Source organism: Martinezella calliandrae (genome assembly GCF_030272695.1).
GTDB classification, from domain to species: domain Bacteria; phylum Pseudomonadota; class Alphaproteobacteria; order Rhizobiales; family Rhizobiaceae; genus Rhizobium; species Rhizobium calliandrae.
On the sequence record NZ_JARFYN010000067.1, the window covers coordinates 1 to 14859 of the forward strand.

Sequence of the window (14859 nt, forward strand, 5' to 3'; positions counted from 1 at the left end):
GATGGGCACGGCCTTTGGCGGCGCCCGCGGTCGCACCGACGTCCCGAAGATCGTCGACTGGTACATGGAAGGCAAGATCCAGATCGACCCGATGATCACCCACACCATGGCCCTCGACGATATCAACAAGGGCTTCGAGCTGATGCATTCGGGGGAAAGTATTCGCAGCGTGGTAGTCTACTGAGAGGACCGCGGTGGGATCACGGCGGTCGTGCGGTCTGTGGGCGTTCAGGCCCACAGGCGGCAAATACATCTGTTCGCGTTTCTTGGGATCGAGCTCCAGGCGGGCCTTGGCGTCCAGCTCCTTTACGACCTCGTTCTTGTAGTTGGTTGAATAGTTATTGTTGGAGTCGTGGCCGAGCACGAAGGTCGTTTTTTGGTCGGGGTCGAGGAACATGGTTCATGCCCCGCATTCTGCGCCCGATGGAATGTGCGCTAGAGCTTCAGGGACGGGCTGAAACGGATGAGGCTGAGAATCTCGAATAGCATCTGAGCCGCCACATGGGCTGTATTCGTGGTGGCGTCATATTGTGGCGCGACTTCCACCACATCACCCCCGACGAAATCGATGCCCTTCAATCCGTGGAGAATCGCCAGCGCCTCTCGGCTGGTCAGGCCGCCGATTTCGGGCGTACCCGTGCCAGGGGCAAAAGCCGGGTCGAGGCTGTCGATGTCGAAGGAGAGATAGGTTGGGCCGTCTCCCACGATCGCACGCGCTTTGTCGACGATGGCATCGATGCCCATGCGGGCAATATCTTCGGCGTGGATGACCGTCATGCCGGCTTCGTAGGAGAACTCCCACAGATATTCCGCAGCACCGCGAATACCGATCTGGATGGTGCGCGTGGGATCGAGAACCCCATCCAGCACCGCATTCCTAAACGGTCCTCCGTGATGGAACTTGGTCAGGTCGTAGGCTCCTCCGGTATCGCAATGGGCGTCGATATGGATCAGCCCGACCGGGCGCTTCTCGCCGATGGCCTTGAGGATGGGATGTGTAATCGAATGGTCTCCGCCGACGGCAAGCGGTACGACCCCGTCGCTGACGATCTGTCGAAAGCAGCGCTCGATATCCTCGTGGCTGAGTTCCAGCCGATAGCGGCTTCGAAACGGCACATCGCCGATATCGGCGACCTTCGCTTCAAAGAGGGGAGCGCATTTCAGGACGTGATTGTAAGGCCCGACCCGTTCGATCGCCCGTAACGCACGCGGCCCGAAACGCGAACCGGGGCGATTGGTGACGCCGAGATCCATTGGAACCCCGATCAACGCGACGTCGAGATCGCCGAAGTCTGGATTTTCGGCGTCAATCGGCCGATAGGGAGCATCGAGCAGCGTGGGGATGCCGCTAAAGGGTGCGGCGCGCGTGCCGCTTGCCGAAAAGATCTTGTCTCCTACGGCGCGGAATTCCGGATCGTGGATGTTGCCACCGTGTCCTTCCGAAAATTTCTCCCGCAGTTGCTGCAGTTTTTCGTGGTCGAATGCCATATTCAAATACTCCCGCTTCTTAAGCCGAAAGAGTTTTGCGCTCTGTTTCCAGCGCTTCAAAGTAATTTGCGATCTGCGCGCCTGTCGCGATCCCGACGTCGTCTTTCGATTGCACGTGACGCAGGAAATCGCGCGGCGTGTGCCAGCGCATCGGTCGACAGGAAACCTGCGGATGCGGGACAAGCGTTGTCACCTCCCCCACGCATGGGTTGCCTCGAATTCCTCGATCCAGAGAGATAACACTGCTTCCCGTCCGAAAAGCGGACGCGTGCGGCTTAACATGCCGAAGTTCCAATCATCAAAGGCGAAGTTGACGGGGATTTCAACCGGGCCCCGGCAAATCGCCTGTGGATGGATGCCGGTAAGTCGCCGGCGGTTCACTCAAAAAAGTCTATCTCCCTGAAGTCTTCGGCCTCGAGCCGATCTTTTCCTGGTGTCGATCGGGCGAAGGATGAGGGACTACGCGGGGAGGGGCAATATAATCCGGCAAAGCAGTTGAGGTTTCCGTCGATATCGGTGTAGCAATCGGTGTCAAAGGAACCATCATCATGCCATCCCCAATCGCCAATCCTTTCGTGACGCGGCTTTCTCCGCCGCCCATCCCCTCGGTTTTCGCGTGGGCGCGCGACTATGCCGGCACTTACGGGCCGCTTATCGACCTGTCGCAGGCCGTTCCCGGCTATCCCGCCCATCCTGAGATGCTGCGGCTCCTTGGCGAGGCGGCGGCATCACAGACGATGACGGGCTATGGGCCGATCGAGGGAGAAATGGTGCTGCGCGAAGCCTATGCGCGGCATGTAAGCGACATCTACCGCTCGTCGATCCGGGCCGCCAATGTTCACATCACCTCCGGCTGTAATCAGGCCTTCATGTGTGCCGCTATCGCCCTTGCTGGTGCCGGCGACACTATAGCACTCACAAATCCCTTCTATTTCAATCATGGGACGACATTATCCATGCTCGGCATCAAGAGCGTGCTTGTCGAGTGTGATGCGGCCGGCGGCTTCCTGCCGGATCTTGCATCGGCCGAGCAGGCGCTTGCCGCAGGAGCGCGGGCGCTTGCGGTCGTCACGCCGAACAATCCGACCGGGGCCGTCTATCCGCCGTCATTGGTGCATGATCTTTTTGTGCTTTGCCGGAAATATGGCGCCTGGCTTGTGTTGGATGAGACATATCGCGACTTTCTGCCGGGTGATTACGGTTCACCGCATGCGCTCCTGTCGGAGCCGGGCTGGGAAGAGACGCTCGTTCTGCTTTACAGTTTCTCGAAATCGTTCTGTATTCCCGGCCACAGGCTGGGAGCGGTGACGGCGGGGCCGAAGCTTTTGGGCGAGATCACCAAGATCATGGACAACATGCAGATCTGTGCCCCCCGCTCCGCTCAGGCGGCCGTGGCCGCCGCCTTGCCGGTGCTTGCCGATTGGCGGGCCGGCAATCGGCTCGAGATCGCGCGCCGAGCGGAGGCGCTCATGGTCGTTTTGTCCGATCTACCCGGCTGGGACATCGCCGCGATCGGCGCCTATTTCGCGTTCGTGCGCCATCCCTTTGCCGACCAATCCTCTGCAGAGGTGGCCGAGAGGCTGGCAAAGCAGGCGGGTATCGTCAGTATCCCCGGAAGCTATTTCGGCGTCGGACAGGAACGCTATCTACGGCTTGCTTTCGCCAATGCCGACGCGGCATCCATTAGGCTCTTGTCCAATCGCCTTCGTTGAAACTAGTTGGCATGAATGAGATCAGTCGCAGCGCCGAGCTTACGATAGCCACCGTCCCAGTATAAGAGCGGGCTGGTATGGCGTCGTATATCGATGGCGCAGACCCGGCCGATCAGGATCACATGGGAATAATGGTGTATTGCTTTCTCCAGCTCGCAATCCAACACCGTCAAAGCGTTTTCCAGCACCGCCGCCCCGGTTTTCAGGTGATACCAGTCGGCATCGCGGTAGCGCTCGGCGCCGCGGCGCCCACCAAGGCCGGCAAAGGACCGCGCGATATGCTGCTGGTCGTCGGCCAGCACGTTGACGCAAAAGCAACGATGACGTTCGAGGATCGACCATGAGGAGGACGCTCGGTTCAGGCTGACGATAACCGAGGGAACGTCTGCCGAGAGCGACGAGACGGATGTAGCGGTGAAACCGGTACGCTCTTCGCCGTCGCCGACGGTAATGACACTGACGGCGCCCGCAAGATGACGCATGGAAAGCTTGAAACTCTCCTGATCGATCGAATACCCGTTCGTCATCAGGGCAACTCCTTCTTCATGCGGTAACGGAGTCTTTCGCGAAGCGATTTATGGGCCTGGAAAGGCCAAGATTCTCGCGCAGTGTCCGTCCTTCGTATTCCTCACGGAAAAGGCCGCGTCGACGCAATTCCGGAAGGACAAGCTTGACGAAGTCGTCGAGGCTGGAGGGCAGGGTCGGGAACATCAGGATGAAGCCGTCGGCGGCGCGCGTCTCGAACCATTCCTCCATGAAGTCGGCAATCTGCGTAGGCGTGCCGGTAATGCCGTTGCCGGTGTGCTTTTCCGCATAGTGGCGGACAAGCTCGCCAACCGTGCGGCCGCTCTTGACGAAATCGACGAGTTCGTCGAACAGCGCACGAGAGCCCTTCGGTGCCGTTGGGAGCCGGTCCATCGGGAAGGGCTGATCCAGCGGTACGCCGCGCAGATCGGCCTCGAGAAATTCCGACAGCATCAGCCGGCCGACATCCGGATGCATCCGGTCGATGAGATAGTTGACCTTGGCTTCGGCTTCGGCCTGCGTCTCCCCGACATTGATGACCAAGCCAGGCATGATTTTCAGATCTTGCGGGTCGCGCCCATAGGCGGGCATGCGGCCTTTGACATTGGCATAGAAGTCGCGATTGCGGTCGATGTTGGAGGCGAGGCTGAAGACGATCTCGGCGGTGCGCGCCGCCATATCCATGCCGGGTTCCGATCCGCCGGCTTGCGCTATCACCGGCCGGCCCTGCGGCGTACACGCAATGTTGAGCGGCCCGCGCACCTGGAAGTGCTTGCCCTTGTGATTCAGCGTGTGATGCTTCGTCTTGTCGTAATAGACGCCTGTTTCCCGGTCGAGAAGCAAGGCGTCTTCTTCGAAACTGTCCCACAGCCCAAACACGACATCGACGAATTCGTTGCCGCGCTCATAGCGAAGTGCATGTGGGTCCAGCCCTTCGCGGTTGAAGTTATAGCCGGTTTCGTCGTGGTCGGAGGTCACGACGTTCCAGCAGGCTCGGCCGCCGCTCAAATGATCGATCGATGCGAAGAGGCGGGCAACGTTGTAGGGCTCGTAGTAGCTCGTCGAAACGGTAGCGACGAGGCCGAGATTTTTGGTGGTGACGGACAGTGCGGCCAAGAGCGACAGTGGTTCGAAGCGGTTCATCTTGGTCGGGATGCGGGCAAGCGCGTCCGGGTCGCCGACTGCTGCGGCGGGCGAATCCGCCATGAACATGAAATCGAATTTGGCTTCCTCGGATCGCTTGGCGACGCCGAGAAGATGACTGAAATCATTGGCACCGTTGACGTTGCTGGCCGGATGAAGCCAGGAGGCTGGATGAAAGCCGAAGGTGTAGACAAAAGTGCCCAGCTTCATCTTGTCGGTGCGCGCCATGCCGTTCTCCTGATCGCCAAGCCCAAAGTCTGCACAGATTATCGTCCCGCGATTTTTTTCATCAATATCGCGGCGCTGTCTTTCGTTTTAGTTTTTCTAAAAGTCTAAAACCGATTTTGGCGGTGCCGACAGGCGCGCCTGTTGCCGGGAGATCGAAACAAGCCAATCGCGAAATGCCGGACCGAAGGGCTTTTGCAATGCCGCCCTGTCCCAGGCGAGAAAATAGCTCTCCTGCAACGGAATGCGTATATCGATGGGAATAATGAGCGTCTGCGCTTCCAGTTCATCCGCAATCATCGACATTTGCGCGAGAACGATGCCGCGCTTGTTAACGGCCGCATCGATGGCGCTGCTCGATAAGGTAAAGGAAAGACCGGCTGTGCTCTCCTTGAGCGCGGCACCCGTCTTCGCGGCGAATTCGCCCCAGCTTGGATAGGGCGTGAAATGCCGCTCCCATTCGACGTGCAACAGTGGATATTCGAGAAGCCGCGCGGCAGACGGCGCTTCGCCTTTGATCAGCGCAGGCGAGCAGGCCGGGACAACCCAGTCACGGAACAGTTCTGTATAGTGTTCATGCTGCAGCACATCCGACCCATAACTGATGCGGAAATCGATTTCGTCGAAGCCCATGCGTGGTTCCTTGTCTCGGCCGGCGATCCTGACATGGGCGTTCGGATGAAGGGCCTGCCAATCGAAGATCCGACGCCCGATCCATTTGTTGACGACGGAAGACAGGGCGCTCAAGACGAGGGCATTCTCGTTGCGCGCCCGTTCCAATATCTGCTCCGCAAGCGCAAATTGCTCGAAGCCCTTCGATATTTCCTGATGATAGAGCCGTCCCCAGTGGGTGAGTTCCATGGTGCGGCCGTTGCGCTCCAGCAAGGTGACACCGAGAAAGCTCTCGATTTTGCGGATCTGCTGACTGATCGCGCCGGGGGAAACTTTCAGTTCCAGTGCCGCGGCGCTCACGCCGCCACAACGGCCAACAGCCTCGAAGACTTGCAGGCCCTTGAGCGGAACTGTCTTGATATCCTGTTTCTCGATCACGTGGCACTTCTCCGCGGCAATTGCTCCGTGACGCTTTTTTCAGTCGGGTGAAAGTCACTGGCGAACTGGAAGCGATCACCGGGATGGATGATCTCGACATAGGTGACCGTGCGGCTGCTCCGCCATGTCTGGCGAATGAGTGTCAGGCAGGCCTCACCGCGCTCGGTCTCAAGCAAGCGCGCCGTGGCCGCATCGGCCGAGACGGCGCGAATGACATGCCTCGCCTTCGACCACGGCACCATGTCCAGCAACCATTTGCCCGGCGGAACCGAAGCAAAGTTTTCGGTTCTGGCGGATGGCGCCATGGCAAGCATGATGATGCGCCGTTCCAGCGCGTGCGGCTTGCCGTCCACCGCATGCAGGCATTGAAGCCGCAGGATTTCTGCCCCTGCCTGTTCGCCGAGCTGCGTCGCGGTGGCAGCATCCAGCGTCTCGATCTTTCGCATCAGGATCGTGTAGCTGTGGTCATGCCCAGCCAACTCCGCTTCCGTGGAAATGTCCCGAATATCCATGACCGTGCGGTCGATCTGCCGCGCGGCGACGAATGAACCAACCTTGCGGCGGCGTATAATCATGCCGCGTTCCGCCAGGGCCGAGAGCGCCTTGTTCACGGTCATCCGAGAGCATTGATATTCTTTTACCAGCTCGTGCTCGAAAGGTATGCGATGGCCCGGCAGCCAGACGCCGCTCATGATCCTGGCTTCGATATCTTCGAAAATTCTCTGATGAATTGAGACCAATGCTCACCTCGATCCAGCGATGACATTCAGCGTCCGCGAAAGCTGCTTTTACCAAGTCCATTGCCACTATTCGGCATAAATCTTGCGTCCATCGAGTTTTACGTTTGACAGTGTAGGCCGACCTCTATCTATTTGTATAGACAAAAGCGGATCACAGAAATCTGCGCGACGGGACAACGCTTGGGGAACTTAGACCTTCCACCGGAAGGCCAAAAACTGGAGAGAAAAACATGAAGAAGAATTCGCTTCTGAAGGGGCTGGTCGGTGCCGCATTTTTGTTCGGCGCGACAATTTCTGCTCATGCGGCCGATACGCTTGCTGCTGTGAAGGCCGCCGGCGCCTTGAAGGTCGGTACCGAGACCGCCTTCGCACCATTCGATTTCATCGACGCCGGCGAACATGTCGGCCTGAACGTCGATCTCTTCAACGAGATCGGTAAGGAACTCGGCGTGAAAATCGAATGGGTTACGCTCCCCTGGGATGGCGTCTTCCCGGCGCTCGAAGCCGGCAAGTTCGACGTCGTCGCAGGTCCAGCGACTATCACCAAGAAGCGCATGGAGCGCTATCGCTTCACGCCGCCTTTGGCCGAGGCGACTATCGCCATCCTGAAAAAAGCCGGCGACAAGACGATCAACAAGCCGGAAGATATCGCCGGCAAGAAGATCGGCGTTGGCAAGGCGACCGCCCAGCTCGATCAGCTCAAGGAATTTTCCGAAACCCTGCCGACCAAGGTCGACATTCGCGAATATCCAGCCTTTACGGAGTCCTACGCGGACCTCGCGGCCGGGCGCATCGCCGGCGTCGCCAACTCGCTGCCGAATATTGCTTTTGTCGCCAAACAGCGTGAAGGCACGTTCGAGGTCGTTCTGCCGCCCTTCGGCAAAAAATCTTATTTCGGCTTTATCGGCCTGAAGGATGCCGATCATGCGCCGTTAATGGATGCAATCGATGCCGCCATGCTGAAGATCAAGGCTGACGGTCGTATGGCGACGCTGCAGAAGAAATGGTTCGGCGCGACCTTCGATACGCCGGATTCCGTCAAGGACCCGGCATTCTGATCGGCCACCGGAAATCGGCCATGCCTGCGGTGAGTCGAGGGCATGGCTGAGAAATGCGACGACCGCACCTTCATGGCGGCCAAGCGGGCGAAATCTGAATAATGTCCATTAAACTCTTCGAGCTGCTTTTACAGGCATCGATCTACACGGTGACGATCAGCGTCGTGTCGATCCTCATAGGCTTTGCAATCGCGATTCTTCTTTCGGGAATGCTGCTGTCGGGGCGAGGCCTTTTCGTGCGACCTGCTCAGATTTTCGTCAGCTTTTTTCGTGGCGTTCCACTGTTGGTGCAATTGCTTTTGATCTACAATCTGCTTCCCGTGATCGGCATGAATGTGCCGAGCATCGTGGCCGCGGTCATCGGCCTCTCGCTCTGCACGGCAGCTTACCAAGCCGAGAATCTGCGCGGCGGTTTTGCCAGCGTGCCTCTGGGCCTGGTGGAGTCGGCTGAAATGGTTGGTCTGACGCCGCGCCAGATCTTCCGTCGCATCAAGGTTCCGATCGCCCTGCGCCTCACGTTTCCGGCTCTCGTCAACGAGGCTATCCTCATTCTCAAAGCGTCGTCGCTGGTCTCCGTCGTCGGTATCGTCGAACTAACACGTATGGCGCAGGATCTGGCCGGCAGCACATTCCTGCCGCTACAGATCTTCGCATCCGCCGGCCTCATCTATCTCATGATCAATTGGCTGGTGGCGCTTGCCGGCAGCCTGATCGAAAACAGATTGCCAGGGGTGCCGCGATGACCTTCGACATCAATGTCATCATCGGACAGTGGCCAGCCATCGTCAGCGGTGCGGGCGTGACGATCATGATCTGGATCCTGGGCACCATCGCTGCGGCCGTCATCGGCTTCCTGATGGCGGTCGCCCGGCGATATGGCGGCATCGTTGTCGACAAGGGGCTGAGCACCATCGTGGCGCTGCTGCGCGGTACACCGTTTCTTATCCAGATCTTCCTAGTTTATTACGGCGGCCCTTTCGTCGGCCTTGATCTCGATCCCTTGCCCGCCGGGTTGATCGGTATTGCGATCTACGGCGCGGCCTATTTCAGCGAAATCTTCCGCTCGGGCTTTCAGGCCGTGCCGAAGGGCCATATCGAGGCCGGCGAATGTGTCGGCTTGACACGGGGGCAGATCATCAGGCGCATTCTGTTGCCGGAAATGACGATGCTGGTGTTGCCGCCATCCGTGAACATGGTGGTTATCCTGATGAAGGAGACGGCGGTATTGTCCATCATCACCGTGCCGGAGCTGACGGCGACGCTGAGTGCGATCGGATCCCAACAATATGCCTTCGTCGAAGCACTGTCCGTGCTGGCGCTCTTCTATTGGGTACTCGTCGAACTCACCGGCTGGCTTGGCAATCTTGCCGAAACGAAACTTTCCAGGTTCAGGTTTTTCAACGCATGAGCGTCCCCGCGATCGCAGTCAAAAATCTCGTCAAGACTTTCGGAGAGACTACGGTCCTTCACGGCATCGATCTCGCCATCGAGCCGGGGCAGGTTTCCTGTCTCATCGGCCCATCCGGCTCCGGCAAGAGCACGCTTTTGCGCTGCATGGCTTTTCTTGAAGAGGCAACGCACGGGACGATCTCCATCAACGGCGAAGTGCTTGGTTTCACCGAGGATTCGCGAGGACGGCGGGAGCGCATTTCGGCCGCCGCCAACCGTGCGATCCGCGCCCAGATCGGCATGGTGTTCCAGCAGTTCAATCTCTGGCCGCATATGACCGCACTCGGCAATGTCAGCGAGGCGTTAAAAATGGTTCACAAGATGAGCCGAAAAGCGGCAGAGGAAGCGGCGATGGCGCAACTCGTCAAAGTGGGGCTGGAAGCGCGGGCGGGGCACTATCCCTCTCAGCTGTCGGGCGGACAGCAGCAGCGCGTGGCGATCGCCCGCGCGCTAGCCTTGAAGCCGAAGATCATGCTATTCGACGAGCCGACCTCGTCGCTCGATCCGGAGCTGACAGGCGAAGTCCTGAACGTCATGCGCGATCTGGCGGCCGAGGGGATGACCATGGTTGTCGTATCACATGAGATAGGTTTCGCCGCGACCGTCGGCCAGCAGATCATCTTCCTCGACCACGGCAAGGTGCTGTTCACCGGGTCGCCCCAGGAAGTCTTCAAGAAGCCAAGAAATCCACGTCTTGAGCAATTTCTTGACACCTATCTCGATCGCGGGGCTTCGATGCTTCTTTGACTTATCGGTGATCCATTAACCCAGTAAGCTCGGCGTCTCCTTCGCAGAAATACGTTGCCACTGAGTGGAAGAGCCGGTGGAGAAGGAGCCCGTCAGCCATAATCAACGCTGCAACGAACGGGAAAACAGGAGGAGAAACCGCATATCGCGGTCGCTTGATCCGAGGTCGATAAGTTCACACTGCCGCTCCATCCTGCCGATCATAACCGCAGGACTGAGCGGTCATTTTGCCTCCACTCTGTTATTAGCCGGCTTCCGAAGTGCCTTTCCTGCGCATTCGGACCGGCGCGGTGCGTCGTCAACGATAACAATCTTGTTAAAAATCCAATACTAGGGCACAATTTAAGAATGCACCTGAAGTGCGGAGCTATCTGAAATCCGGCCGTCTCGCGCCGAGTGACAGCTCGCGTGGGAGGGTCGCGTCGATGGATCAGGGGTTTTTTCTTCTGTTCGCTACGGTGTCCGTGATCGCGGCCCTGATGGTAGTCATGGCGCGCAATCCGGTTCACAGCGCGTTGGCGCTGATGGCCTGTTTCCTGCAGATATCCGCAATCTTCGTCTTACTTGGGGCGCCGCTGCTCGCGGTTATTCAGATCTTCGTCTATGTCGGCGCGATCATGGTCCTGTTCCTGTTCGTGATCATGATGATCGATGTGCGCGAAGCGGTGTTGCAGCGGTTCTTGCCGGGCGGCAATTTGTCAGCGTTGGTGCTGCTCTTCCTCCTCGGGATCGAGATGCTTGTGCTGGTGCTCCGGAGCGGCCGCTTTTCGGTCTTGGAGCCGGTCGCCACCGGTGGCGGCGACGAGATCAGGCAGCTCAGCACTACACTTTTTGCCGATTATCTCCTGCCGTTCGAAGTCGCCTCCGTCATCCTGCTGGCGGCTCTGATCGGCGCCATTGTTCTGGCGCGCAAGGAGTCGGGGTGATGGTTCCGCTCTGGTGGTATATTTTGCTCGGCGTGGTCCTGTTCGTGATCGGAGCCGCAGGCGTGTTGCTCAGGCGCAATATTCTTGTGGTGCTGATGTCGCTGGAGCTGCTCCTCAATTCGGTCAACATCAACTTCATCGCTTTTGGGCGCCAGTACAACGATTTCCGCGGGCAGATTTTCGCGATCTTCGTCATCGCCATCACCGCAGCGGAGGTCGCCGTCGCCCTCGGCATCCTGGTCGCCCTTGTGAGGAACAAATCCACCCTCAAGGTCGACGACGTGACCATGATGAAAGGATAGCGGCTTGGACCCGGTGGTATCGATCCGGCCACTGCTTGCCGTCGCCGTCCCAGGCCTGGCGGCCCTGATAATTCTGTTTCTAAACAACCGCGAGAAACTGCGCGATCTCGTCTCGCCATTGGCCGCAATCGTCCTCTTTGTGATCGTCGCCTCGATGGCCCCCACGGTACTGGCTGGCGGGACGGTCGATTTGCGCCTGTTCGAGATACTGCCGGGGGTCGAGTTCGCTTTCCGGGCCGATGCGCTCGGCATGGTATTCGCCACCATCTCGTCGCTGCTATGGATCGTGGCCGCGATCTATTCCGTTGGCTATATGCGCCACTTGAACGAGCATGCGCAGACCCGGTTCTTCGCCTGCTTCGCCACCAGTCTCGCGGCGGCCGTCGGGGGAGCCTTCGCCGCCAATCTGTTCACCCTGGTCATATTCTACGAGGCGCTCAGCCTCGTTACCTATCCGCTTGTCTATCACCATGAGGACGAAGAGGCATGGAAGGGCGCCCGCAAGTACCTCGTCTATTTGATGGGAGCCTCGAAAAGCGTGCTGCTCGCCGCGTTGGCACTGACCTACTCCATTGCAGGTTCGCTCGATTTTGTGCATGGGGGACTGTTGGCGGGCGTCAATGCCTCGGCGGCGCTGCTGACGGTTGTCTATTTCTGCTATCTCTTCGGTTTCGCCAAAGCCGCGGTGATGCCGATGCATGCCTGGCTGCCTGCGGCGATGGTGGCGCCGACCCCGGTCAGCGCGCTCTTGCATGCGGTGGCCGTGGTCAAGATGGGCGTGTTCTGCCTCCTGCGGGTGGTGTTCCATGTCTTCGGCGTCAGCTTGGTCGGGGAATTAGGTCTCGGTATCGCCACGGCCTATCTGGTCTCGTTCACGATCCTGATGGCATCGATCTATGCTCTGACGCGGGACGACCTTAAGGCAAGGCTCGCCTATTCAACCGTTAGCCAGCTCTCCTACATCGTGCTGGGCGCGGTTCTGCTTTCGCCGGTCGCGATGGTCGGCGGCATTATCCACATGGCTGCGCACGCATTCTCAAAGATCACGCTCTTTTTCTGCGCCGGGTCGATCTATTGCGCGTCCGGCAAGCGAAACATCAGCGACATGGCGGGTATCGGCCGCAGGCTGCCCTTTACGATGGGCGCATTTTTCATCGCTTCGCTGAGCATGATTGGGATACCGCCGACCGCGGGCTTCATTAGCAAATGGTATCTGACCATGGGCTCCGTGCAAGCTGGGCAGATCGCTTTCGTGGCAGTGCTCCTGATGAGTTCGGTCCTGAACGCGGCCTATTTTCTGCCGGTCAGCTATGCCGCCTTTTTCGGGACGGAGGATCAGGAGAGCCCGGCTTCAGTTCGTGAAATTCCGATGGTCACGATCCCGCTGGTCGCGACCGCCATCCTGTCGGTGCTGATGGGCATCTTTCCCGGCTATTTCATTAGCCTGGCAGATGGAGTGGTTAAATGATCAAGCTTCTCATCCACTTCTTTGGCGACGAAGAATATGCAAGGCCGCGGCGCCGAATATTCTATCTCGTGCTCATTCTGATCGTCGTGGCTGACTTCTTCGTCTCCCGGGACAGTGCCGAATATCTGTGGGACCGCGTGCCTGGCTGGTCGGCCGTCTACGGCTTCGTCTCCTGCATAATCCTCATCTTCGTTTCCAAGTTTCTCGGCCGTCGGGTCGGGCTGATGCGGCGCGAGGATTATTATGACTGACTTCATACACCCGTCTGTCCTCTTCATTATCGGTGCCGTGCCGATCCCGTTCCTTAGCGGGTCGATCCGCAAAGCCTATCTGCTGCTGATCCCATCGCTCGCAATCCTCGCCGTGCTTTCGATGCAGCCCGGCAGCTACGGCGAGGTGCGGTTCATCGGCCAGGAACTCTTGATCGCCAAGGTCGATAAGCTGAGCATCGTCTTTGCCACCGTTTTCACCATCATGGCGCTGATCGGCATGGTCTATGCGCTGCACCTTTCGGACGCTGGCCAGCATGTGGCGGCCTATATCTATGTCGGTGGCGCGCTCGGTGTGGTGTTCGCAGGCGACTACCTGACCCTCTACATGTTCTGGGAAGCCATGGCATTCGCGTCTGCCTACCTGGTTTTCGCGCAACGCGGCGGGCCGGCGATCCGGGCAGCGTTCCGCTATCTCATGGTCCATGTCACCGGCGGCGTCGTCCTGCTCGGCGGCATCATGCTCCACGGGCTCGCCTCTGGCTCGCTGCTCTTTGGCCCGATGGAACGGGGGGCTATGGAAGGGGGGATGGATACGGGCGCCTATCTGATCCTGGCCGGATTCCTTCTCAACGCGGCGGTGCCGCCGCTCAACGCCTGGCTAACCGATGCCTATCCGGAGGCGACGGTCACCGGGGCGGTGTTCATGAGCGCCTTTACCACCAAAACCGCGGTCTATGTCCTCGCACGGGCGTTTCCAGGCACCGAGCTTCTGGTCTGGCTCGGCACTGTGATGGCGCTTTACGGCGTCATCTACGCGGTGCTGGAGAACGATTGCCGGCGGCTGCTGGCCTATCACATCGTCAGCCAGGTGGGCTACATGGTGGCGGGGATCGGCATCGGCACCGAGATGGCGGTAAACGGCGCCGCCAGCCATGCCTTCGCGCATATTCTCTACAAGGCACTGCTCTTCATGGGGGCTGGAGCGGTGATCCACGTGACCGGGCGGCGTAAGCTCACCGAGCTTGGCGGGCTCTACAAGACCATGCCGCTGACCGTGGCGCTTTATATGGTCGGCGCTTTCGCGATCTCGGCATTTCCATTCTTCTCGGGTTTTGTCACCAAATCGATGGTGATTGCCGCGGCCGGAGAGGATCATCGGGCACTTGTGGTGCTGGCGCTGACGATGGCGTCGTCTGGGACATTCCTGCACACCGGCCTCAAGCTCCCGTACTACATGTTTTTCGGAACGGATCGGCACCTGGAGGCGAAGGAGCCGCCGCGCAACATGCTGGTTGCGATGGGCATGGCGGCGGTGCTCTGCATTGCGATCGGGGTGTTCCCGCAGCCGCTCTATGCACTTTTGCCCTATCCCGTCGATTTCCAACCCTACACCGGCCTCCACGTCATGGAGAGCCTTGGCCTGCTGATGTTCACCGCTCTGGGATTCGTGCTGTTCCTCAAGGCGCTCGATCCCGAGAACACGATCAGCATCGACACTGACTGGTTCTATCGCAAGGCCGCGCGGGGTTTCATGTGGCTCGCCGAAAAGCCTTTCGCGCGCTACGAGAAGGCGGTGAGCGACGTGTCCGAGACCGCGGCGCTGCCTTTCCTGCACGGCGCTGCACGGGCAGGACTGCGGATCGACCTCACCGGCGTCGATGCGGTCGTGAACGGGGTTGCCCATTCGATCTTGCGTGGCGGCGGGCGACTGCGGCGGCTTCAAACCGGCGTCGTCACCCATTATGCGCTCGCGATGATTGTCGGAGTGACCGCGGCCATTGTCGTCTTCGCTTTCGCGTGGCGGTAGGGGGCTG

15 protein-coding genes and 2 pseudogenes are annotated in these 14859 nt (G+C 59.1%); 11 read left to right on the plus strand and 6 right to left on the minus strand.

Features of this window, described 5'->3' with window-relative positions:
• Positions 1–184, plus strand: a pseudogene (locus PY650_RS31350) (S-(hydroxymethyl)glutathione dehydrogenase); the annotation flags it as partial.
• Between the two features lie 251 nt (positions 185–435).
• On the opposite strand, the gene speB reads toward PY650_RS31350, so the two are convergent.
• Both speB and PY650_RS31360 read right to left on the minus strand, forming a co-directional pair.
• Complete coding sequence (gene speB, locus PY650_RS31355) at positions 436–1488, minus strand: agmatinase (RefSeq protein ID WP_285883776.1); 1053 nt, start codon at positions 1486–1488, stop codon at positions 436–438.
• 19 nt (positions 1489–1507) lie between these two features.
• Positions 1508–1852, minus strand: a pseudogene (locus PY650_RS31360) (polysaccharide deacetylase family protein); the annotation flags it as partial.
• A 184-nt stretch (positions 1853–2036) separates the two neighbouring features.
• On the opposite strand from PY650_RS31360, the gene PY650_RS31365 reads away from it, so the two are divergent.
• Positions 2037–3200: an aminotransferase gene (locus tag PY650_RS31365; RefSeq protein ID WP_285883777.1), complete on the plus strand. Its 1164-nt coding sequence runs from the start codon at positions 2037–2039 to the stop codon at positions 3198–3200.
• Between the two features lie 2 nt (positions 3201–3202).
• Here the strand turns inward: PY650_RS31365 and PY650_RS31370 are convergent, their stop codons facing one another.
• The 4 genes from PY650_RS31370 to hutC form a co-directional block, all read right to left on the minus strand.
• Positions 3203–3727 (minus strand): flavin reductase family protein, encoded by a 525-nt coding sequence (locus PY650_RS31370; protein ID WP_285883778.1) that lies wholly within the window; start codon positions 3725–3727, stop codon positions 3203–3205.
• A 16-nt stretch (positions 3728–3743) separates the two neighbouring features.
• Positions 3744–5096 (minus strand): LLM class flavin-dependent oxidoreductase, encoded by a 1353-nt coding sequence (locus PY650_RS31375; RefSeq protein ID WP_285883779.1) that lies wholly within the window; start codon positions 5094–5096, stop codon positions 3744–3746.
• Between the two features lie 96 nt (positions 5097–5192).
• On the minus strand, positions 5193–6143 hold the full coding sequence (locus PY650_RS31380) for a LysR family transcriptional regulator (protein ID WP_285883780.1): 951 nt from the start codon (positions 6141–6143) through the stop codon (positions 5193–5195).
• Complete coding sequence (gene hutC, locus PY650_RS31385) at positions 6140–6883, minus strand: histidine utilization transcriptional repressor HutC (RefSeq protein ID WP_285883781.1); 744 nt, start codon at positions 6881–6883, stop codon at positions 6140–6142. Before hutC ends, PY650_RS31380 begins: the two co-directional genes overlap by 4 nt.
• 230 nt (positions 6884–7113) lie before the next feature.
• Here hutC and PY650_RS31390 point away from each other — a divergent pair, with 230 nt between their 5' ends.
• From PY650_RS31390 to PY650_RS31430, 9 genes are all read left to right on the plus strand, one after another.
• A complete protein-coding gene (locus PY650_RS31390; protein WP_285883782.1) occupies positions 7114–7941 on the plus strand; it encodes a transporter substrate-binding domain-containing protein in 828 nt (275 codons plus the stop codon).
• A gap of 101 nt (positions 7942–8042) precedes the next feature.
• On the plus strand, positions 8043–8684 hold the full coding sequence (locus tag PY650_RS31395) for an amino acid ABC transporter permease (RefSeq protein WP_285883783.1): 642 nt from the start codon (positions 8043–8045) through the stop codon (positions 8682–8684).
• On the plus strand, positions 8681–9349 hold the full coding sequence (locus tag PY650_RS31400) for an amino acid ABC transporter permease (RefSeq protein WP_285883784.1): 669 nt from the start codon (positions 8681–8683) through the stop codon (positions 9347–9349). Before PY650_RS31395 ends, PY650_RS31400 begins: the two co-directional genes overlap by 4 nt.
• The gene (locus PY650_RS31405) at positions 9346–10137 is read left to right on the plus strand and encodes an amino acid ABC transporter ATP-binding protein (protein WP_285883785.1); all 792 of its coding nucleotides are present in this window, start codon (positions 9346–9348) and stop codon (positions 10135–10137) included. Before PY650_RS31400 ends, PY650_RS31405 begins: the two co-directional genes overlap by 4 nt.
• A 425-nt stretch (positions 10138–10562) precedes the next feature.
• Positions 10563–11063, plus strand: coding sequence for an NADH-quinone oxidoreductase subunit J (locus PY650_RS31410; protein WP_285883787.1), 501 nt, complete (start codon positions 10563–10565; stop codon positions 11061–11063).
• Positions 11063–11365, plus strand: a complete 303-nt coding sequence (gene nuoK / locus PY650_RS31415; RefSeq protein ID WP_285872035.1) for an NADH-quinone oxidoreductase subunit NuoK — start codon at positions 11063–11065, stop codon at positions 11363–11365. The genes PY650_RS31410 and nuoK overlap by 1 nt, the downstream gene beginning before the upstream one ends.
• A gap of 4 nt (positions 11366–11369) precedes the next feature.
• Positions 11370–12833, plus strand: a complete 1464-nt coding sequence (locus PY650_RS31420) for a monovalent cation/H+ antiporter subunit D family protein (RefSeq protein WP_285883788.1) — start codon at positions 11370–11372, stop codon at positions 12831–12833.
• Entirely contained in the window at positions 12830–13084 is a 255-nt protein-coding gene (locus PY650_RS31425; protein ID WP_285883789.1) for a hypothetical protein, read from the plus strand. Before PY650_RS31420 ends, PY650_RS31425 begins: the two co-directional genes overlap by 4 nt.
• The gene (locus PY650_RS31430) at positions 13077–14852 is read left to right on the plus strand and encodes a Na(+)/H(+) antiporter subunit D (protein WP_285883790.1); all 1776 of its coding nucleotides are present in this window, start codon (positions 13077–13079) and stop codon (positions 14850–14852) included. Before PY650_RS31425 ends, PY650_RS31430 begins: the two co-directional genes overlap by 8 nt.
• Positions 14853–14859 lie beyond the last annotated feature (7 nt).

Bases quoted from the DNA above. Each gene is read 5' to 3' on its own strand.
- speB (WP_285883776.1), bottom strand. From the start codon at position 1,488: ATGGCATTCGACCACGAAAAACTGCAGCAACTGCGGGAGAAATTTTCG.
- PY650_RS31365 (WP_285883777.1), top strand. From the start codon at position 2,037: ATGCCATCCCCAATCGCCAATCCTTTCGTGACGCGGCTTTCTCCGCCG.
- PY650_RS31370 (WP_285883778.1), bottom strand. From the start codon at position 3,727: ATGACGAACGGGTATTCGATCGATCAGGAGAGTTTCAAGCTTTCCATG.
- PY650_RS31375 (WP_285883779.1), bottom strand. From the start codon at position 5,096: ATGGCGCGCACCGACAAGATGAAGCTGGGCACTTTTGTCTACACCTTC.
- PY650_RS31390 (WP_285883782.1), top strand. From the start codon at position 7,114: ATGAAGAAGAATTCGCTTCTGAAGGGGCTGGTCGGTGCCGCATTTTTG.
- PY650_RS31395 (WP_285883783.1), top strand. From the start codon at position 8,043: ATGTCCATTAAACTCTTCGAGCTGCTTTTACAGGCATCGATCTACACG.
- PY650_RS31400 (WP_285883784.1), top strand. From the start codon at position 8,681: ATGACCTTCGACATCAATGTCATCATCGGACAGTGGCCAGCCATCGTC.
- PY650_RS31405 (WP_285883785.1), top strand. From the start codon at position 9,346: ATGAGCGTCCCCGCGATCGCAGTCAAAAATCTCGTCAAGACTTTCGGA.
- PY650_RS31410 (WP_285883787.1), top strand. From the start codon at position 10,563: ATGGATCAGGGGTTTTTTCTTCTGTTCGCTACGGTGTCCGTGATCGCG.
- nuoK (WP_285872035.1), top strand. From the start codon at position 11,063: ATGGTTCCGCTCTGGTGGTATATTTTGCTCGGCGTGGTCCTGTTCGTG.
- PY650_RS31425 (WP_285883789.1), top strand. From the start codon at position 12,830: ATGATCAAGCTTCTCATCCACTTCTTTGGCGACGAAGAATATGCAAGG.
- PY650_RS31430 (WP_285883790.1), top strand. From the start codon at position 13,077: ATGACTGACTTCATACACCCGTCTGTCCTCTTCATTATCGGTGCCGTG.